Origin of the sequence: Phenylobacterium sp. CCH9-H3 (genome assembly GCF_001557235.1) — a bacterium.
Lineage (GTDB): Bacteria > Pseudomonadota > Alphaproteobacteria > Caulobacterales > Caulobacteraceae > Phenylobacterium.
Genome location: NZ_LSJI01000206.1, coordinates 1 through 20,100, shown reverse-complemented (window position 1 = coordinate 20,100; position 20,100 = coordinate 1). Strand labels below are relative to the sequence as shown.

Here is a 20,100-nt window from a genome sequence, read left to right as displayed (position 1 = left end):
GCAGTTCTCGTGACCGGGGCCCGCGCCCAGGAGGCCGTCGGTGAAGCCCGCGAAGACGAGGAGGTCGAGGAGGTCGTCGTCCAGGCGACCCGCTCCGGCCGCCGCGTGCAGGACGAACCCATCCGGGTCGAGGTCATCGGCCGCGAGGAGATCGAGGAGAAGATCGCCATGCGGCCCGGCAATATCGCCATGCTGCTCAGCGAGACCGGCGGCCTGCGCGTGCAGGTCACCTCGCCGGCGCTGGGCGCGTCCAATATCCGGGTGCAGGGGATGCGCGGTCGCTACACCCAGCTGCTCACCGACGGCCTGCCGCTTTACGGCGGCCAAGCGTCTTCCATTGGACTGTTGCAGATCCCGCCCACGGACCTGGGACAGGTCGAAGTCATCAAGGGCGCGGCCTCCGCACTCTACGGGCCTTCGGCCTTAGGCGGGGTGATCAACCTCGTCTCGCGCCGCCCCAGCCGCGAGCCTCTGGGCGAGATCCTCCTCAACGCCACCAGCCGCGATGGACAGGATCTTACGGCCTATGGCTCTTCGCCCCTCTCGGCGGCCTGGAGCTATTCGCTGGTCGGCGGCCTGCATCGGCAGACCCGCAAAGACGTGGACAACGACGGTTGGGCGGACATGCCGGGTTACGACCGCTGGACCCTGCGGCCCCGTCTGTTCTGGTCGGGCTCCGGCGGCGGGACGGCCCTCTTTACCGTCGGAGCCATGCAGGAGGATCGCTCGGGCGGTACGTCGCCAGGCCGAACCGTCCCGGATGGGGCGAGCTTCCCAGAGGCGCAGGACAGCCGCCGCCTCGACGCCGGCATGGTCATCGAGCATCCGCTGCCAGGCGCCGGAAAGCTCCACCTCCGCGCTTCGGCCATGCGTCAGGAGCACGACCATCGCTTCGGCGACGTGGTCGAGGACGATCGTCACGATACGGCGTTCGGGGAGGCGGCGCTGTCGGCGAATATCGGAGCGACGTCGCTGCTGGGCGGCGTCGCCATTCAGCGCGACGCTTACCGTTCAAAGACCTTTCCGGACTTCGACTACACCCATACGGTCCCGGCCGTGTTCGCGCAGGTGGAGCACGTGGTTCGGGACGATCTGACGCTCGCCGGCAGCGGTCGCATCGATGTCCACAACCGCTACGGAACCCGGTTCAGCCCGCGGCTTTCCATGCTCTACCGGCCCGGCCCTTGGACGGTTCGCGCCTCGGTAGGGCAGGGCTTCTACGCACCGACTCCGTTCGTCGAAGAGATCGAAGCCGCGGGGCTGTCTCGCCTCGATCCGCTCACCGGTCTGAAGGCCGAGGTCGCAGAGAACGCCTCCCTGGAAGCGGGCTACGTCTCCGGCCCGCTGGAAGCCACGGTTGCGGTCTTCGGCTCGCATATCCACGACGCTGTCCAGCTCGTCCCTTCGACGACCGGCAACTCGGTCCGGCTCGTCAATGCCGATGGGGAGACCCGCACCCAGGGTGCGGAAGTCCTGCTGCGCTACCGGTGGGAGTCCTTCACCGTGACCGGCAGTTACGTCTACGTGGACGCCACCGAACCGGACCCCTCAGGCCGCGGTCGGCGCACGACCCCGCTGACGCCCCGGCATACAGCGGGTCTGGTCGCCATGTGGGAAAAGCACGACGTCGGCCGCGTGGGCTTCGAGGCCTACTACACCGGGCGCCAGCAGCTGGAAGACAATCCTTATCGGCAGGCGTCCAAGCCCTACTTCGAGCTTGGCTTCATGGTCGAGCGGCGCTTCGGTCCTCTGAGCGTCTTCCTGAATCTCGAAAACCTGCTGGATATCCGGCAGACGAAGTACGACCCCCTGGTGCTTCCGCGCCGGGCGCCTGACGGCCGCTGGACGGTCGACGCCTGGGCGCCGACCGACGGCTTCGTCGCGAACGGAGGCGTCCGGATCCGCCTCGGCGGCGGCCACTGAGCGCCAGGTTCTACTGTTCAGGCTCGCTCAGCACTTCCGACCTTCGAGGCCTTTCCGATACGCCTCGTGCAGAGGCTGGGTGAATTTGATCGCGTCGCGGCGCGCCTGGACCTTCTCCGGCTCTTCCATCTCCGCGATCGCCACGGCGCCGTCGCGGCAAATGGCCTGGGTTCCGTACCGCTGCCTGCCAGTTTCGGCGAGCATCACCCGGTCGTACATCAGCGCGAAGCTGGCGGGGGAGACTTCGCCAGCCATCGCAAGCGGCTCCATGCGCGCGACGATCTCCTTGCGCCAAGCCGCATCCGGCGAGTGCTGGACGATGAGGAAGGCGTTGTTCGCCACCGACGGGCCGTCGCGAGAAATCCTGAACCAGCCGTCCGCCGGAAGCTGCGTCTTCAGCCAGGCGGTGTTCTCCATGTCGATCTGGGCCATGGCGGGTGCGATGACTTGAACGGCGGCGCGCTGGTCCCCGACGGCCAAGCCGGCCTGCCAGCTCCAGTCGCGAACCGCCTGGTCGACGTCCACGCGACGCTGAAGCTCTTCCGCAAGATTTGCCGGCGGCGGAAGGCGGCTCTGCGCGTCCTGCAGAGCCCTTACCCTGGCGAGGGCGGCTTGCGCCGCCGCCTCGCCCTTCCCCGCCGAATCTGGCGTGTCCGCGGAGGCGGACGCGGCGATCGACAGCGCGACGACAATCCCGAACGCCACCCTGCGCACAGGCTCTCTCCCGGAACCGCGGAGTCGACCCGATCAGGCCGACACGGTGCTCTTGTCGGCGGCGGCCTGCTGGTTGGTCAGGGTGCGGATCAGGTTCACCAGCGAGCTGCGGACCTCGGGCGCGAGGCGCTCGTAGGCGGACAGCAACTCCAGCGCCCCCGGCGTGCGCATCCGGGTCAGCAGATCCAGATCCTCGGCGGTTTCCTTGTCGGCCCCGTCGAAGACGTCCATCAGGTCGGTCACCCGGCAGCGAAGCGCGCGGGAGATCTGCACGAGCCGTGAGAAGGAGATGCGGTTCGCGCCGTTCTCGTACTTCTGGATCTGCTGGAAGCTGACGCCGCACTGGTCGGCGAGCGCCTCCTGCGACATCCCAATGGTCCGACGCCGAATGCGCACCGCGGCCCCGAGCGCGATGTCCATGGGATCGGGCGCCTTGATCGACACCTCGGCCATTTGATCATTCCTCATCTTTTGCGGGGCCCCTGTCCGACGCCGCAAGCCCAAGTTGCGACTAAAAGCCTTTGTGTCGGAACCGCAAAGCTTTTTCAGCCTGCGGGGGAGTGCCCTGCAACCGCGCGCACCGGGTCGGGAAACCGCGCGGTCAAGGTCTTGGTAACCGAAACACCGCGGAAGTGCGGTGGACAGAGTTAGTGATTCCCGAAGGCCATGCGCGTCATCCAGCTCCATCCCCCGTTCGACCACGGCGCCGCCCTGCGGGTGCCGCCGCCGCACGACAAGAAGAACTGGTCGGTGCTCTGGCAGTGGCTCGGAGAGGACGCCAAGTCGGTCGCCGAGGCCTCGGCGGTGCAGGTCCGCACCCCTGAAGGGCCCGTGGTCGCCCACTGCGGCGACTGGATCGTGCTGTCGCAATCCGGCTCGTTCCATGTGGCCCACACCCTCAGGCCCATGGACTCCTGACGGCCTGCGCCGGAGCGATCAGCGCTTGAAGGAGACCTTGACGCCCAGCTTGTGCGGCCTGACCTCCATCGCCGGGGTCGGGCGATAGGCCGCCAGGGTCGCGGCGCTCCACGACAGGCGGTAGCGAACCAGGTAGCCCTCGTGGTCCGACAGCGCCCGCCTGGTGGGCCCCGCCGTGAACAGGGCCTCGGACCGCACCGGCTGAACCCGCACGGCGCCCGGGCTGAAGGCCTGCAGGTCCTGGCTGCGCAGCCAGGGTTCCGACGTCGCATCGGCCGAGCCGTCGCCGCACCCCGAGGCCGGCTGGCTGCAGAACTCGCGCACCACGGTGTAGGGGCGATCGAGGGCGTCGTAGTAGTAGCGGGCCGGCGAGTTGCGGACGTTGAAGTCCCCGCCCAGCAGCAGCGGATTGCCAGGCTGGCGGTTGGCCTGCAGGAAGGCGGACAGCTCCCGCATCTGGCCGTTGTGGGCCGGCAGGGTCCGCGAGCGGGGGGCCCGCGAGGCCTTGCGCGAGTTCAGGTGCGTGTTGACGACGTCGATGGGCGTCGGCAGGCCCTCGGGCGCCAGGCGCACTAGCATGGCGCCCTTGTTGGCCAGGCAGTCGAGGCCGGCGCAGTTGTTGTAGGCGATGCTGCGGACGTCGACGATGGGGGCGTCGCTGAAGACGTGCAGGCCCGCTCCCATCAGCTTGCCGACGCCTTCGCCGCGGAAAAGGTCACGGGCGCCCACCACCATCCCGGCGAAGGGGGTGCGCTCCGACCGGCGGGGGCCCTGGGCCCAGTAGCGATAACCGCTTTCCCGGAAGAGGCCGGCCACCTCATCGCGGAAGCCTTCCTGGATCAGCACCACGTCGGGCTGGCGGCCCTCGCGGCGCAGGGCGGCCAGCTCGCGGCCGATCTCGTGCAGCGCTTCGCCCCGACCTGATGCCATGGGCCAGGGCAGGCCGCGGACATTGTAGGTGAGGACGCTGAGCTCGGCGGTCTGAGCCGGCGGCTCCGTCGAGGCGGGCTGCAAGGCGGCCCGGATCGCAGTGCTGCTAGGTCCCAATTCAGGCGCCGGCGCCATGTAGGCGGCGGCTGTGGCAGCAGGTTCCAAGTACATCTCTCGCCGCTCCAGGACATGCGACCCCGTTGCTTGGCGGAAATCCCCCGATTCCGCGGCGACGGAGCATCGCGTTGCTCAAGTACGGCCCGATGTATTTTCGCTCTTGTCCGGGCGAGGGTGGAAATGCCCCGACTCGTTTACCGGCGTGTGACAATTCGAACGTCGTTTCGCGACATGCGCCTTTGCCGCAGCCGACGGTGACGCGAAGGCAGCCCCGGGCTGGCCCATACTGGCGCAAAGAGCAGCCTGGAGGACGGCATGAGCGACATCCTGTTGGTGGAAGACCTGGAGGGCGGCGCCCAGCGGCTGACCCTGAACCGGCCGGACCGGCTGAACGCGATCAACCAGCCGATGGCCGAGGCGATGCTGGCCTATTTCGAGCGCCTGCGCCGCAACCGTGACGTCCGCGTCGTGATCGTGCGCGGGGCGGGCCGCGCATTCAGCGCCGGGGCCGACCTGAAGGCCATGGGCAGCCCCGAGGCGCTGCAGGACGGCCCGCGCGGCGACTGGGTGCTGCGCGACCTGATGCGGGCTATGCGGGTCTGCCCCCAGCCGCTGGTGGCCACGGTCCGCGGCGCGGCGGCGGGCGGCGGAATGGCCATCGCGCTGAACTGCGACATCATCCTGGCCAGCGAGAGCGCCGCGTTCCACTCGGCCTTCACCGCCATCGGCCTTTCGGGCACGGAACTAGGGGTGAGCTGGCGGCTGCAACGGACGATCGGCATATCGAAGGCGCGCGAGGTGCTGATGGCGGGCCGTCCCCTGCTGGCCCAAGCCGCGCTGGAGGCGGGGCTGCTGTCGGCCGTGACCGCGGAGGCGGACCTGGACGAGGCGGGCCTGGCCATGGCGCGCGACATGCTGAAGGCGGCGCCTGACGCCCTGCGCCTGTCGAAGCGCTCCATGGACGCCTCGCTGGAGCAGCCCAGCTTCGACGCCGCGGTCGAGGCCGAGGAGCGCAGCCAGATGCTGATGATCGTGCGGCGCGGCCAGGCATAGCCAGCGGGCGTCTCGATCGGGCATAGGGTTTCAGCATGGACATCAAGGACAAGATCATCGTCGTCACCGGCGGCGCCGAGGGCATCGGGGCGGGGCTCTGCCGGGCGTTCGCCCGCGCGGGCGCGGCTGTGATTGTGGTCGCCGATCGCAATGGCGGGGGCGCCGCGGCGGTGGCTCAGGAGATCGGCGGCGAGGCGGTCACGCTGGACGTCAGCGACGGCGCCGCCGTGGCGGCCATGGTCGCCGACATCGAAGCCCGGCACGGGCGGATCGACCTCTTCTGCTCGAACGCGGGCGTCGGCGACGGCGACCCGGACCGGCAGAACGCGGCCTCCTCGCCCGACGCCGTCTGGCAACGGGCCTGGGGCGTCAACGTCATGGCCCATGTCTATGCGGCGCGGTCGGTGACGCCGGGCATGGCGGCGCGTGGCGGCGGTTACATCCTCAACACGGTGTCTGCGGCGGGCTTGCTGTCGCAGATCGGCGGCGCGGTCTATTCGACCACCAAGCACGCGGCCATCGGCTTCGCGGAATCGCTGGCGATCACCCACGGCGACCAGGGCATCAAGGTCTCGGTGCTGTGCCCCCAGGGCGTGGACACCGCGATGCTGCGCGCGGGCGGCGACAACCAGCCCCAGAACCTGGACGGCGTGCTCACGCCGGACCAGGTGGCGCAGAGCGTCATCGAAGGCCTGGCCGCCGAGCGGTTCCTGATCCTGCCGCACCCCGAAGTGCTGACCTACATGCAGCGCAAGGCGGCCGACTACGACCGCTGGCTGGGCGGCATGCGCCGCCTGCGCGCCAAGATCATGAGCGCGCCGGCAAGCTGAGGTCTCAACCCTCGACTCGCAGCACCGTGCGGAAGCCGACGTGGTCCGAGCCGGTGTCGGTGGGCCCGGCTTCGCGGGCCGGCGGGCGGTAGCGGAAGCAGAAGTTGTCGGCGCACAGGAAGGAGCCGCCCTTGATCACCCGCCGCTTCTCGTCTGGCGTGGACGGCAGGTAGGCGTCGCGCTCGGTGGGGCCGACCGGGTCGACGATCTGGGTGGGGTCGAGGTTGGGCGCGTACCAGTCCTTGGTCCACTCCCAGACATTGCCGGCCATGTCGACCAGGCCATAGCCGTTGGCGGCGTAGCAGCCCACCGGGGCCGTCTCGGCCTTGTAGCCGTCGGTCCCGGCGTCGGCCTGGGGGAAGGGGCCCTGCCAGACGTTGGCCTGGGGCTTCTGCAGGTCGAGGGGCTGGTTTCCCCAGGTGTAGGCCGCGTCTTTCAGCCCGCCCCGCGCGGCGTACTCCCATTCGGCTTCGGTGGGCAGGTCGCGGCCCAGCCAGCGGGCGTAGGCGAGAGCGTCCTCATAGCCGATCTGGACCACGGGGTGGTTGTCCCGACCCTCGATGGAGCTTCCAGGCCCCTCGGGCTGGCGCCAGTTCGCGCCCTGGACCACCCGCCACCACTGGCCCGGGCCGTCATTGGGGTTTTTCGCGCCCACGAAGACGATGGCCGACGGCTTGAGCTGGTCGCCGGAGAGCGCGGGGTAGGCCTTCGGGTCCAGCGGCCGCTCCGCGAGCGTCACATAGCCGGTGGCGGCGACGAAGCGGGCGAAGTCGGCGTTGGTGACCTCGGTGCGGTCGATCCAGAATGCGCCGACCTTGGTGGCGCGGGGTGGACCTTCCTCGGCCCGGGCGGGCGCGGCGCCCTGCAGGAACTCGCCGCCCTTCACCAGCACCATGCCGGCGGTCGAGGGCGCTGGCGCCGGGACCGGCTGCGGCGGGAGGCATTCGCGCGCGGCGGCCGCCACCTTCTGTGGGCTGGCCGGCCGGTCGCAGGCGGCGAGCGACAGGGACGCTGCAAGGAGGGCGGTGAAACTCGAAACGCTACGCATTCGCCGCGGCGGGCTCCTCTTCGGGGATGACGTCGACCTCGACCTTCAGGGTCTGCTCGCCGGAGGCCAGGATCACGCCGTCGATGGGGGCCACGTCCGCATAGTCGCGGCCCACGGCCAGGACCAGGTGGTCGTTGCCGGCCAGGATGGCGTTGGTGGGGTCGAAGCCCACCCAGCCGGCCGCATCGCCGCACCAGACCGCGACCCAGGCGTGGGTGGCGTCCGCGCCCTCCAGCCGCGCCTGGCCGGGCGGCGGGATGGTGCGCAGGTAGCCGCTGACGTACTTCGCCGGCAGGCCCAGCCCGCGCAGGCCGCAGATCATGATCTGGGCGAAGTCCTGGCAGACTCCGTGCCGGGCCTCGAACGCCTGGGCCACGGGGGTCGAGACCTCGGTGGCGCTGGGATCGTAGGCGAATTCGCCGTGGATGCGGCTGTTCAGCTCCGACACGGCGGCGACGATCGGCCGGCCGGGCGGGAAGCTGGCCCGCGCATATTCGGTGATGGCCGGCACGATGGGCGTGCGCGGCGTGGGGAAGAGGTAGGACGCCGGCCCGTTGGCGCCGAGGTCGGAGGTGTTGAGCGCCCTGGTGCGGACCGCCTCCCACGGCGGGCTGGCCTGCGGGTCGCCGATGGGCGGGACGTCCACGTCGATGCGGGAATTGGCCTCGATGATGAGGGCGGTGTGCGGCTTGTCGACGGTGACGGTCAGGATCGCCGCGCCGAAGGGGCCGATGCGGTCCAGCCGCGCCGAGGGCTCGGGCGTGACCGTGATGGCGCTCTCCAGCACCGTCTGTGTGGCCGACGAGCGGGGGGTCAGGCGCAGCACGCAGCGGGCGAACGGCACCTCGCCCTGATAGCTATAGGTGGTCCGGTGCCGCAGCCGGTACCTCACGCCAGGCCCACCAGCTTCACCGTCGGCACCGCGTTGGCCCCTTGCAGGAAGAAGCGGTCGGCCACCGCGTTGGAGAGGCGCATCAAAGCGCGCTCGTAAGCCAGCACCTTGTCCGCATGCAGCTTGGCCGCGTCCTCGGTCTCCAGTTCCGCGGCCAGGGGCAGCAGGATCTTGGACGGCGCCTCCAGGATCCCATCCTCCTGGAGGGTGGGCAGGACGGCGAGGTGGTCCTTCAGCGCGGCCACTTGGAACGCGACCGAACGGGTGTTGTACGGGTCCAGCATGACGAGGTCGCGCACAGCGTTGAGCGCCAGACCGACCAGGTAGCGGGCGCGGTAGGTGATCTGGCTGTCGTTCAGGTCCAGCAGCAGGTCCAGGTCATCGATGGTCGCCGTGTCGTGAGCCAGGGTGCGGGCGAGCTGGCAGGTGTTGGCGCCGCGCTCGATGCGGCGGCCCATGTCCAGGAAGCGCCAGCCGGCGACGCGGTTCATGTTCTCCTGAGTGAGGCCCGCCAGGCCCGCGATGTGGCGCAAGGCCCGCTCAACCTGCTCCAGGGCCTGGGCCTCGGAATGGATCTCGTTGGCCCCGCCGGCGAGATCGCCCTCGAGGTCGACCAGCAGGCCCCAGAAGTCGGCCGACAGCCGCTCGCGCATCCCCGAGGCGGTGCGTTTGGCCGAACGCACGAGGTAGGTGACCGAGCCCCAGGCCTTGGCGTCGTGCAGGGCGTCGCGGGCCGAATCCAAAGCGCGGGCGGGCCGCGTCCTGCCGTCGAGCGCGCCCCAGTCGACCAGCACGCTGCGCAGGGACTCGAAGGTCTGGCCGCGGCCGTGCAGTGACGACTCCGAGTCCATCAGACTGGAGCACAGGGCCCGCACCAGCCGCAGCGTCGCCTCGGTGCGCTCGATGTAGCGGCCCAGCCAGAACAGGTTGTCGGCGGCCCGACTGGGCAGGTGGCCCAGGATGCGGCGAACCTTCACCTCGTCGCCGCTGGCGATCAGAGTCAGGCGCTCCACCGGCTTGTCGTCCAGCACCCAGACGTCGGCGGTCCGCGCGCCCTCGCCCATGGAGATCACCCGCGCGTCGGGCCGGTCCGAGGTGCGGCAGAAGCCGCCGGGCAGGATGCGCACGCCCTCCGGCGTCATCGCCGCGAAGACGCGCAGGGTAAACGGCGCGGGTTGCAGGCGCCCGTCGCGCAGCACCGGCATGGTCGACAGGTGCGCGACCTCCTGGCCCACGAAGTCGCCGGGACGATCGGCCATCCGCTGGCGCAGCGCCGCCTTGTCCTCAAGAGAAAGCTCGGCCGGCAGCCGCGGGCCGTTGAAGAGGCCAGCGTTCTGGAACGCTGGCGCGATGGCCAACTCGTCGAGGCGGCGCTCGACCAGCGCCTGCTCACTGGCCTGGCCGCACCACCAGGTGGCGATGTTGGGCAGTTTCAGCGGCTCACCCAGCAGGCGCTCGCTCAGGCCCGGGGCGAAGCTCATCAGGGCCCGCGATTCCACCAGGCCGGAGCCGGGCACGTTCAGCACCGTGACGCCGCCGGCGCGGATCGCTTCCAGCATCCCCGGGGTGCCGAGCCGCGAGGCGGCGTTGAGCTCCAGCGGGTCCAGGAAGTCGGCGTCGACACGGCGCAGGATCACGTCGGCCCGCTTCAGCCCGGCGATGGTGCGCACCCAGACCTTGCCGTCGCGGGCCACCAGGTCGTCGCCCTCCACCAGCAGGAACCCCAGATACCGGGCCAGATGCGCCTGCTCGAAATAGGTCTGGCTGAATGGGCCTGGGCTCAACAGGCAGATGCGCGGTTCGCTGCGGTCGGCGGTGGCCGCCAGGCCGCGCCGCAGGCCGTCGAAGAAGGGCGCCAGGCGGTGGACGTTGAGGGTGTTGTAGAGATTGGGATAGGCCCGGCTCACCACCAGCCGGTTCTCCAGCGCGTAGCCGGCGCCCGAGGGCGCCTGGGCCCGGTCCTCGAGCACCCACCAGCGCCCGTCGGGCCCCCGGCCCAGGTCGGCGGCGTAGATCTGCAGGTAGCGGCCGGCCGGCGGGGCCACGCCGCGCATGGCGCGCAGGAAGTCGGGACTGCCGGTCACCACCGCGGCCGGCAGGACCCCGTCGCTCACCAGCCGGCCCTCGCCATAGACGTCGGCCAGGATGGCCTCCATCAGCTCGGCCCGCTGGGCGACCCCGGCGGCGATCTGGTCCCACTCGGCCTGGGGGATGATCAGCGGCAGCGGGTCCAGCGGCCAACTGCGCTCGGTCTCCTCGCCGTAGATCCGGTAGGACGCGCCCGAATCCCGGATGTGCCGTGCGGCCATGCCGAAGCGGCCGTCGGCGTCGGCGTCGGCATAGCCGGCGAACTCGCGCAGAAAGGCCATCCAGTGCTCGCGCGGCTGCCCGGCCGCGTCGAACAGTTCGTCGGGCGCGCCCGGCAGGGGCCGGTAGCCGGCCAGCCAGCGCGACAGCCGGTCGGGCGCGCCGCCCCGGCTGCGCGGGGCCGTCGAGGTCTCAGACGCCACCGGCCGCTCCCTTGTCCCAACGCTTCACGGATGTGTTCGGCGGGACCGTAGCATAGCTGTCCGTCCGGTCACCCGACCCGCGGGCTATGGCCCGGTTCGGATCTGTCGAGTATGGCTGCCGCAGGGCTGTTCCGGGGGATCCATGCTGCGCCTGTTCCTGTCGGTCGACATGGTGGGCTCGACCGAGTTCAAGGCCCGCTTCACCGGCCAGGGGTCGGAGGGCTGGCTGGGCATCTTCCAGACCTTCTTCACCAGCTTTCCGCTGATGGTGGCCGGCCAGATCGGCATGGAATTCCTGGACGACGACGCGACCCCGGCGATCGACGTCTGGAAGGTGATGGGCGACGAGGTGGTGTTCGTGACCTCGCCCGCCAGCGCCGAGGAACTGACCTCGATCCTCGCGGCCCTCCTGCGGACCATGCAGCTCTACGAGGAGCGCCATTTCCAGCAGCTTCCGCTGCGGCTGAAGGGGACGGCCTGGCTGGCGGGTTTCGACGGCCAGAACATCGAGATCGAAATCCCAGAACTCTCCAGCGGGACCGGCGCGCACCTCGACTTCATCGGCCCAGACATCGACCTGGGGTTCCGGATCAGCAAGTTCGCGCGGCCCGGCAGCCTGGTGATCTCCCTCGACGTGCTGGAGGTGGTGCTGGGCGCTGGCAATGCCGACCGCGCCGCGCTCTACCTCATGGGCAAGGAGCCGCTGAAGGGCGTGATGTTCGGCCGGCCCTATCCGATCGTGTGGATGCTGGAAGCCGGCGAGCGGTTCGCCTTCCTGCCCTGGGAGGTCGAGCAGGACCCCCTTATGGCCCAGGCGGCCGCCATGGCGCCCACGCCCCGCGCGGACCTGATCCGCACGATCGAGGACATGCGCCACTACCTGCGCAAGATGCACGGCCGCGAGCGCGCGCCGGTGCGGTTGGGATAGCCGGCGGGCGGCCCGTCTAAACCCGGGGGTCGACCATCACCTTGCACTGGTCGGCGCCGTCCCGAAGCGCCTGGATGGCCGCGGGCAGAGCGTCCAGCCCCACGATGTCGCTGACCATCGTCCGCGGCTCCACGGCTCCGCTGTCGAGGGCGTCGATGGCGGTCTGGAACTCGGCACGATCGTAGACCATGGAGAACCTGATATCGATTTCCTTGGTCAGGCCCCGCACGGGGAGCCAGTGGTCCGGCTCCATGCAGGCTCCCACGACCACGACCTTACCCTGGGGGGCCACGGTCGCTATGGCCTGGTCGATGGAGCCCGGCAAGCCGACGCATTCGAACACGATCTCGGGAGCCTCGGCCATGGCCGCCCTGGCCGTGTCGTGAGGCGCCTCGCCATCGACGGTGGAGACGAAGACGTCCGCGCCCATCTGGCGGGCATAGTCCGCGCGCCGACGGGACCGCGCCTGAACCGCGACCTGACTGGCCCCGGCGCGCCTGGCCCAGTAGGCGATCCCTAGGCCGATCGGACCGGCGCCCAGGATCAGTACGCGGGAGCCGGGGCGGACGCCGGCGCGGATGACGGCGCGCACGGCGACTGCGAGGGGCTCGACCAAGGCCCCGTCGTCGGGGGTCAGGCCTCCGGGCAGCTTCAAGGTGAACGGCGCGCCTGTCACCACGTACTCGGCGAAGGCGCCCGGAACGTCCGAGCCCAGGTTCGCCGTCTTCTCGCAATGCACGGGATAGCCCCTCAGGCAGGCGAGACAGGCGTTGCACCCCAGATAAGGCAGCGCCGTCACTAGGTCGCCGACCTTCAGGCCTTCGACGCCCTTGCCGACTTCGACGACCTCGCCCGAGAATTCGTGGCCGGGGATCGTGCCTTCCCGGAACGTCGCGAAATTGCGTTCCGAGCGATGCAGATCGGTCCCGCATACGCCGCAGCGACAAACCTTCAGGAGCACCTCGTTGGCGCCGGGCTTCGGGTCCGGAACGGTCTCGACGCTCAGCAGGCGGTCGGAGCCGCGGAAGACAGTGGCGCGCATCGGGCGGCTCCATCGGACTACAATATGATAGTAATAGCTATCATATTTCGAGGCGGCGGCAAGTCAGCCGCGCCACGTGCGTGGAGGCGACGATCCCAGAGCGTCCCCGGGGACAAAGGAGACCTATCTCTTGGCCCCCTCGTACCGCACCACGAGGATGGCGATGTCGTCGGACTGGGGGGTGGCGCCGACGAAGACGCGGACGTCCTGCGCCAGGCCCTCGGCCAGGTGGCGGGCGTCGGTTTCGGCGCGGGCCGTGGCCAGGGCCCGCTCGATGCGGGCCGTGGTGTAGAGGTCGTCGTCGGCGTTGGCGGCCTCCGACACCCCGTCGGTGAACAGGATCAGGGCGTCGCCGGGCGATAGCTGGAAATGGCCCGTCTCGAACGGCGCGTCGCCGATCACGCCCAGCGCCATGCCCTTCAGCTTCGGCAGCCGGGAGACCGACCCGTCGGCGCGCCGCACGAACGGCGCCTCGTGGCCGCCGTCCGAGTACTCCACTCCCCCGGTCCGCAGGTCCAGGATGCCGCTGAAGGCGGTGACGAACATCTCCTGGGCGTTGTCGCGCGACAGCTCGGCGTTCACCCGGGCCATGATCTCGCCCGTCGAGTTCGCCGTCAGGGCTGTCGCCTTGAAGAGGGTCGTCGTCATGGCCATGAACAGGGCGGCCGGTACGCCCTTGCCGGAGACGTCGCCCACCACGAAGAACAGCCGGTTCTCGTCGATCAAGGCGTAGTCATAGAGATCGCCACCCACGTGCTTGGCCGATTCCAGCAGGGCGAAGACGTCCACGTCGCGCCGCTCGGGGAACGGCGGGAAGGTGCGGGGCAGCATGCCCACCTGGATGTCGCGGGCGGCGGAGAGCTCGCCCTCGACCCGCTCGCGGGCGGCGGTGGCCTGCTCCATTTCCAGGAGGTAGCGCTGCAGGCGGGCGATCATGGCCGTCATGGCCTCGGCCAGGCTGCCCACTTCATCGGGCCGGCGGCGGCTGATGGCGTTCATGGCCGCCAGTTCGCGCTCGTCGGGCTGGAAGTTGCGCTGGCCCATGTTGCGGGTGAATTCGGTAAGACGGAGCAGGGGCCCGACGATGCGGTCGACCAGCAGCCAGCCGAGGGCCATGGAGAGCGCGAACATCACGGCGCCCACGCCCACCGACATCTGCAGCGCTCGGATCAGCCGCTGCTGCACCATGGCCAAGTCGACGTCGGCGCCGACCACATAGGTCCGTTCGTCCACGCCGCGGACGGGCAGGTAGATCGAGCGGAAGCGGCCGAAGGAGTCGCTGTACTCGTCGAACCGCATCTGGCCGTCGTCGAACGCGCGGTGCAGCGTCTTCGGGGCCGTGTCGTAGAGCGTGAAGAAGGGAATCTCCGCCCGGCGCTCGATCTCGCGTGGGGTGGCGCTGGTGGACACTGTGCGGATCTCGTCGCCGAACCGCATGTAGGTATAGACGTAGACCAGGTCGGCGCGGGCCGCGAAGCGCGAGAGCCGGTACTGGAGCAGGCGGTACTCGGCCTCGGGGATCGAGTCCGGGCCGACGATGCGGGCATGATACTCGTCCGGTACGATCTCGTTCACGGCCAGCACGGCCGTCTTCAGCCGCCCGTCGATGCCATCGATGATCTCGCGCCGATCGATGCTGTAGAGCACGACCGAGTAGGCGGCGGCCGAGATCAGGCTCAGCGTGAACAGCAGGAGAAGCAGTTGGGTCTTCAGCCCGAACCGCCGGCGGCGCGCGGCCTGGTCTGCGGCGGGCTCGTTCATCGCGCTGGGGCAACCTATGGGAGCGTTCGGGAAATCAAAGCTAGTCTATAGAAAATTAGCGGGTGGTCGTTAACGCGGTGCGAGCGGCGCGGCCGCGGCGGGGGATTGCGTGCAGGACCTGTTGAATCGCCTGTTCCGGGTCGAGCGCGGCGAGTGGCCGAAGCTGCTGCAGTTCGGCCTGTTCGGCCTGTTGCTGCAGACCGGCATGGGCATCGGGTTCGCGGCCGGCGATGCGGCGTTCCTCACCCACGTGGGGCCCGACAAGCTGCCGGTGATCTTCCTGCTCACCCCCGCGGTGATGCTGGTCTACACGGCGATCTTCTCGTTTCTGCTGGTCCGCTTCTCCATCGACCACGTGGTGGACGTGACGCTGGCGGCGCTGATCGGCGGCGGGGCGATCCTGTGGGCGCTGATCCAGATCGGGCCGCCCGAGCCGTTCCAGACCGGGCTCTACTACGTCCTGAAGCTGTACCTCGCCATGTGGTACATCGCGCTCTACTCGCTGTTCTGGAACTTCACGGACGCCTACTTCGACATCCAGGACGCCAAGCGGCTGTTCCCGCTGTTCGCCGCCTTCTGCGCGTTGGGCACCACCATCGGCGCCCTAATCGTGAGCTTGTTCGCGGCCGTCCTGCCGATGCACGCCTTCCTGTTGGTCTGGGCCGCGGTGGCTCTTGCAACAGCGCCCGTGGCGCTGCTGCTGCGCCGGCGTTGGCAGCGGATCGCCGACAGCGACGCCGACCTCGACGGCGACGACACCGGCGTGCTGCGCCAGTTGGGCCAGGTGGCCCGCGCCTTCCGCACGTCGCCCTATGCGGTGACCCTGGTGCTGACGCTGTTTGTCACCCTGCTCATGACCAACTTGGCGGAGTACCAGTACTCCACGGTGCTGCAGGCGGGCCGGAGCGAGGCCGAGCTCGCCGCCTTGTTCGGCCGGCTGTACGCGGGCGCCAGCATCTTCAACCTCGTCGTCTGCCTGTTCGTCTTCAACCGGCTGGTGACGCGGGTCGGCGTCCGGAACGTCGCCCTGATCCTGCCGGTGACCTACTTTGCGGTCTTCGCCTACTTCTTCCTGGCGGGCGGAACGACGGCGGCGCTGGCGGCCTTCTTCGCCTATCACGGCGTCCTGACCTCCATCGAGTACAACAACCAGAACCTGCTCTTCAACGCGACGCCGTCGCAGGTGAAGCGTCCGTTCCGGACGGTGGTTGAAGGCCTCTGCGAGCCGCTCGCCAGCCTGTTGGCCGGCGGCTTTCTGCTGCTGGCGGCCAAGAACGCCGACATGCGCGAGCTGTCGGGGATCGGCGTGCTGCTAGGGGCCACACTGATCGTGGTCGTGGTGGCGCTACGCCATTACTACCCCGCCGCCATGGAGGCTAACATGCGCCGCGGGTGGCTGAACTTCGGCGATCCGGATCTGCACGCCCCGCAGTTCGACGCGGCGGCGACGGACCTGCTACGCCGGAAGGCGGGGGAAGCCGATTCCGGCGCGGCCGCCGCCGCCCGCGCCCTGCTGCATCGTCGGGGAGGCCGGCGCACGACATACGACATCGGCGGGGAGCCTGAGGCGTCCCAGGCCACCGAGGACTTCGCCGCCAAGCTGTCGGATCCGTCGCCCACCGTCCGCAAATACGCCCTTCAGGCGCTCACCAGCGTGGTTGGGCCGGGCGACATCGGCCTGGTCGGGCCGCTGGTGCGCAACCTGCCGGCGATGGACCGAGCCAGCCGCGCGACCATCCTGAACCTGCTGGCCGCCATCGGCGACGTTGAAGCGATCCCGCAGGTCCTGGCCGCCGCCGCACAGCTCAGTCCCCGGGAACTGCGTGCGACTGAGGCCATGCTCGCGGACCTGGGCGAGGCGGCCATCCCGCGCCTGATGCAGGCGCTGGCCAACTACCGTACGCCCTACCGCGCCCGGGCCGTCGCCGCGCGCGCCCTCAGCACGCTTTCCCACGCCCAGTTCGTCTCGCAGCTGGACCGGCTGGTGCGTGAGGAGCTGGACGAGACGGCGCGGCGCCTGGCCGTGGCCGAGCGGCTCGCCGCCGATGCGGACCGTTCCCCGGCGCTGCGCCTGCTGGCCGAGACCTACCGCCAGCGGATCGCCGAGTCGGTGGACTTCACGCTCGAGCTTCTGGCCCTCGGCGGCCTGCTGCCGGACTTCGACCTCCTCATCGTCTCGCTGCATTCGGCCAATCCGAAGGTGCGCGCCAACGCGGTCGAGGCGATCGCGAGCGGTGTGGATGCGGCCACCTGGGGGCGGCTGGAGCCCCTGGTCTCCGGCAAGGCCGCCGCCGGGACCGGCGCGGGCGAACTGATCGCGCTGCTGACGGCCGCGGTGGCGGATGACCACGGTTTCGAGGCCGTGGCGGCCGCCCAGGCCCTGCGCGACCTCGTGCCGCCGGATGAGCTGGCCGCCGCCGTGCGGCCGGGCCTGAAGCCGGACCTCCCGCCGCTCTTCCGGGACAGCTTCGCGAGCCTTCTGGGACTGGAGGCCGCGGCGCGGCCTACCGCGGTGGACCTGGTGGAGGCCGTCCGCGCCACGCCAGACTTCGCCGCAGCTTCCATCGACGCCCAGACAGCCCTGGCCGCGCGCGCCACGCCCGAGCCCGCCGGCCGAAAGCCTGTGGAGCTGCGGCTCGGGGACCGCTCCTACTGGATCGCGCGCGCGGACATCGAGGAGGCGGCCACCCGCTATCCGGACCTCGCCTTGACGATGCTGAAAGCCCGGGACGATCGCGCCTATGCGGCCTGACGGGATCCCCATCAAGACGCTGCTGTGGCGGACCATCACGCCCGCGATCCTGGTGCTGGCCCTCGCCCTGGGGGCGCTGGTCTACAATCGCCTATACGACACCATCCTGGACGGCTTCTCGCGCAAGCTGATCACCACCAGCGCGCTGACCGGCGCCCTGATCGACCCGGCGGACCATGACTTCCTGATCCGCGCCGCCCTGGTGCGGGCGCCCGCCGAGGCGGTGGAGGAGATGCCGCAGTATCGGCGCAACGTGGAGCCCATGCGCCGCATCCGGCGCGAGCTCGGCCTGACCTATCTCTATTCCCAGGTCCTGGGCGGCCTGAAGGACGTGGTCTACGTCCTGGACTCCACCGAGGGCGAGGAGCATTCGCTGATCGGCTCGGAGGACGAGCTGACCGCCGAGACGCGCGCCGGCCTGCGCCGGACCACCACGGACGGCGCGATCTACGTCTCGCCCATCGAGTTCCAGGAACAGTGGGGGCTGCTGAAGACCGCCGCAGCGCCGATCCGCAGCCGCGACGGCCGCATCGTGGCCACCGCTGGCGCCGACGTGAACATCTCGGTGATCGAGGTGGCGACCCAGAACGCCCTCTTCGCCAGCGCCCTGATCGGCGTGGCCTCGCTCGTGGCTTCGGCGCTGGTGACGTTCCTGATCGTCCGCTGGGTGGCCCTGCCGATCGAGGGGCTCAAGGCCGATGCCCTGCGGATCGCCGCCGGCGACCGCTCGCCGCCGGCCCGCATCGCCGGCCCGCGCGAGGTCTCGCGGCTGCGCGAGGCGCTGGAGGACCTGGCCACCCACCTGATCGAGCTGATGCGTCGCGCCTGGAGCGACACGCTCGCGCTGGACCGCGCCCGCAACGCCGCCCGGCTTGAGGCGGCCCTCCCGCCCGCAGCGCCGGTGACACTGGTCGCAGACGGCGCCGGTCGTGTCGTCTGGACGCCCAGGGACGACGGCCTGGAGGCGCGGCTGGAGCATCGCGCCATGAGCTTGCTGGCGGCCCGCATCGCCGCCGATCCCGGCCTTGCGGCGGCCTGGCGGGACCTCGCCGCCCCGGCGCACGGGGAACTGCAGGAGCGCGCGGCATGATCGGTCCCGATGTCGTCGACCGCCTGTTCCTGCTCCGCGCCGCCGGACCGTTCCTGCGGCTGGAGGACGCTGAGCTGCTGCTGATCGCGCGCCACGCCCGGCCGCGCGCCTTCGCCCCAAGCAAGCTGGTGATCCCGGCGGGGACGGTCGGCGAGGCGCTCTTCGTGGTCGCCGCGGGCGGCGCCGAGACCGCCGGCGCGCCGGCGCCCGTGGTCTTCGACGCCCCCGGCCTGCTGTTCGGCCTGGCGGCGCGGGCGGACTATGTGGCGGGACCGGAGGGCCTGGAGGCCCTGGTGATCGCCAAGCCGCACGTTTTCACCATCGCCCGCGAGTGCCCGGAGTTCGTGGTCGGCCTGCGCGACCTGGCGGGGCCGGCATGAGCATCCGCCGCACCTTCCTGCTGCTGGTGGCGCCCCTGTTCCTGCTGCTGGCCGGCGTCAATGGCGCGCTGCTCTACGCCTGGGAGCGAGCCGAGGCCGAGCGGGGGCTCGCCAACCAGGCCATCGCCGCGGCGGTGACCACGGCCGCCTTCGCCGACGTCGCCGACGACCTAGCGCACGCCCTGTCCGATCCTGTGCGGGCCGCTGGCCTGCGCGAGGCCGCGCGCCGGGTGGAGGGGCTGATGGGGCTTTACCTCGTCACCCCCGCCGGTCGGACGGTGCAGATCGCCGGCCCGCCCTCCGCGCAAGGGCCCGGGACGTTCGAGGCGCCGCAGCGCCCGACGGCCGCGCCCCTCGGCGCCGACGCCTCGGGCCAGCGTCGCGCCACGGGCCTGGCTCCCATCGCCCAGGGTGGCTTCGTGATCGCCCAGATCGACGCCGAGCCGATGTTCGCGCGGATGCGGGATCTGCAGCGGCTGATCCTCATCCTCGTGGCGGGGGCCGGCCTGATCGGCCTGGCGCTGGCGCTGACGATCGCCCGCCTGATCGTGCGCGAGCTCGCCCGCAACAGCGTCACCATCGCCGCCATCCGCGCCGACGCCCCGGCCGACGACGTGGAAGGCTTCGCCATCCGCGAGACCCGCGACCTGGCCCTGGCGGTGCGGCTGATGCGCACCAGTGTCGCGGGCCGGCTGGCGCGCGCGCGGCATGAGCTCTCCCGCCGCGACCGCGAGCGGGACGAAGCGGCCAGCGCCGCCGCCTACCGCGAGACGGCCTTCCCGCCGCTGTCAGTCAGCGGGGCCGCGGGTGCCGCCGTTGCCGCTCGGATGCTGGGCGCGCCGCCGCCGGGGGCCTTCCAGGCCCTCTGCGTGGACGGCGACCGGGCGGCCCTGGTCCTGGGCGAATGCGCAGGCGAAACGCCTTCGGCCGCCCTGGCCCAGGCGCTCGCCGCCCGGCGGTTCCTGGAGCGGCGGCTGCTGGACGGCTCCTCCGAGGAGCGGCTGGCGCAGGCCGGGTCAGCCTTCGGCATCGAGCGTCTCGCCTGGGCGGCCTGGTCGCGCGAAGCCCCGCCGGCGGCCCAGGCCCTCGGTCTGCTGGACGGCGACGATCTGGCGCGCGCCCAGGCCTATATGGCGGGGGCTCCCGGGCTCTCGCCCGAGGCGGTCATCGACGACATGGCGGCCCTGCTCAGGCCCGACGGCCTGCTCGCGG

The 20,100-nt window shown here is 70.6% G+C and carries 17 protein-coding genes; 9 read left to right on the top strand and 8 right to left on the bottom strand.

Going from position 1 to position 20,100, the window contains the following annotated elements:
- Positions 1-9 precede the first annotated feature (9 nt).
- A complete protein-coding gene (locus tag AX721_RS18125; protein WP_231733264.1) occupies positions 10-1,923 on the top strand; it encodes a TonB-dependent siderophore receptor in 1,914 nt (637 codons plus the stop codon).
- A gap of 27 nt (positions 1,924-1,950) precedes the next feature.
- Here AX721_RS18125 and AX721_RS18120 read toward each other — a convergent pair whose 3' ends face one another.
- Both AX721_RS18120 and AX721_RS28050 read right to left on the bottom strand, forming a co-directional pair.
- Complete coding sequence (locus AX721_RS18120; RefSeq protein ID WP_369807940.1) at positions 1,951-2,628, bottom strand: DUF6624 domain-containing protein; 678 nt, start codon at positions 2,626-2,628, stop codon at positions 1,951-1,953.
- A gap of 42 nt (positions 2,629-2,670) precedes the next feature.
- A complete protein-coding gene (locus tag AX721_RS28050; protein ID WP_068877382.1) occupies positions 2,671-3,090 on the bottom strand; it encodes a helix-turn-helix domain-containing protein in 420 nt (139 codons plus the stop codon).
- Between the two features lie 213 nt (positions 3,091-3,303).
- Here AX721_RS28050 and AX721_RS28045 point away from each other — a divergent pair, with 213 nt between their 5' ends.
- Positions 3,304-3,555 carry a hypothetical protein gene (locus tag AX721_RS28045; RefSeq protein ID WP_068877381.1) on the top strand — a complete coding sequence of 84 codons (252 nt, stop codon included), beginning with the start codon at positions 3,304-3,306 and terminating at the stop codon, positions 3,553-3,555.
- 18 nt (positions 3,556-3,573) lie between these two features.
- Here AX721_RS28045 and AX721_RS18105 read toward each other — a convergent pair whose 3' ends face one another.
- Positions 3,574-4,650: an endonuclease/exonuclease/phosphatase family protein gene (locus tag AX721_RS18105; RefSeq protein ID WP_156467237.1), complete on the bottom strand. Its 1,077-nt coding sequence runs from the start codon at positions 4,648-4,650 to the stop codon at positions 3,574-3,576.
- 267 nt (positions 4,651-4,917) lie between these two features.
- Between AX721_RS18105 and AX721_RS18100 the strand changes: the two genes are divergently transcribed.
- Positions 4,918-5,655, top strand: a complete 738-nt coding sequence (locus AX721_RS18100; RefSeq protein ID WP_068877379.1) for an enoyl-CoA hydratase/isomerase family protein — start codon at positions 4,918-4,920, stop codon at positions 5,653-5,655.
- A gap of 35 nt (positions 5,656-5,690) precedes the next feature.
- A complete protein-coding gene (locus AX721_RS18095; protein ID WP_068877378.1) occupies positions 5,691-6,485 on the top strand; it encodes an SDR family oxidoreductase in 795 nt (264 codons plus the stop codon).
- A gap of 4 nt (positions 6,486-6,489) precedes the next feature.
- Here AX721_RS18095 and AX721_RS18090 read toward each other — a convergent pair whose 3' ends face one another.
- From AX721_RS18090 to AX721_RS18080, 3 genes are read right to left on the bottom strand one after another with little or no spacing between them, the layout of a single operon-like run.
- Positions 6,490-7,533 (bottom strand): formylglycine-generating enzyme family protein, encoded by a 1,044-nt coding sequence (locus AX721_RS18090; RefSeq protein ID WP_068877377.1) that lies wholly within the window; start codon positions 7,531-7,533, stop codon positions 6,490-6,492.
- Positions 7,526-8,425 (bottom strand): transglutaminase family protein, encoded by a 900-nt coding sequence (locus tag AX721_RS18085; protein WP_068877376.1) that lies wholly within the window; start codon positions 8,423-8,425, stop codon positions 7,526-7,528. The genes AX721_RS18090 and AX721_RS18085 overlap by 8 nt, the downstream gene beginning before the upstream one ends.
- Positions 8,422-10,935, bottom strand: coding sequence for a circularly permuted type 2 ATP-grasp protein (locus AX721_RS18080; protein ID WP_068877375.1), 2,514 nt, complete (start codon positions 10,933-10,935; stop codon positions 8,422-8,424). Before AX721_RS18080 ends, AX721_RS18085 begins: the two co-directional genes overlap by 4 nt.
- A gap of 142 nt (positions 10,936-11,077) precedes the next feature.
- Between AX721_RS18080 and AX721_RS18075 the strand changes: the two genes are divergently transcribed.
- Complete coding sequence (locus tag AX721_RS18075) at positions 11,078-11,863, top strand: hypothetical protein (protein WP_068877374.1); 786 nt, start codon at positions 11,078-11,080, stop codon at positions 11,861-11,863.
- 16 nt (positions 11,864-11,879) lie between these two features.
- Here AX721_RS18075 and AX721_RS18070 read toward each other — a convergent pair whose 3' ends face one another.
- Positions 11,880-12,905 carry an alcohol dehydrogenase catalytic domain-containing protein gene (locus AX721_RS18070; protein WP_068877373.1) on the bottom strand — a complete coding sequence of 342 codons (1,026 nt, stop codon included), beginning with the start codon at positions 12,903-12,905 and terminating at the stop codon, positions 11,880-11,882.
- Between the two features lie 123 nt (positions 12,906-13,028).
- Positions 13,029-14,666: a PP2C family protein-serine/threonine phosphatase gene (locus AX721_RS18065; RefSeq protein WP_068877372.1), complete on the bottom strand. Its 1,638-nt coding sequence runs from the start codon at positions 14,664-14,666 to the stop codon at positions 13,029-13,031.
- 109 nt (positions 14,667-14,775) lie between these two features.
- Here AX721_RS18065 and AX721_RS18060 point away from each other — a divergent pair, with 109 nt between their 5' ends.
- The 4 genes from AX721_RS18060 to AX721_RS18045 all read left to right on the top strand — a co-directional run.
- Positions 14,776-17,418: a translocase gene (locus tag AX721_RS18060; protein ID WP_068877371.1), complete on the top strand. Its 2,643-nt coding sequence runs from the start codon at positions 14,776-14,778 to the stop codon at positions 17,416-17,418.
- Positions 17,408-18,508 (top strand): HAMP domain-containing protein, encoded by a 1,101-nt coding sequence (locus AX721_RS18055; RefSeq protein WP_068877370.1) that lies wholly within the window; start codon positions 17,408-17,410, stop codon positions 18,506-18,508. Before AX721_RS18060 ends, AX721_RS18055 begins: the two co-directional genes overlap by 11 nt.
- A complete protein-coding gene (locus tag AX721_RS18050; protein ID WP_068877369.1) occupies positions 18,505-18,888 on the top strand; it encodes a hypothetical protein in 384 nt (127 codons plus the stop codon). Before AX721_RS18055 ends, AX721_RS18050 begins: the two co-directional genes overlap by 4 nt.
- Positions 18,885-20,100 (top strand): hypothetical protein (locus tag AX721_RS18045; protein ID WP_068877368.1); only part of this gene is annotated, 1,216 nt, incomplete at its 3' end. The genes AX721_RS18050 and AX721_RS18045, both read left to right, overlap by 4 nt.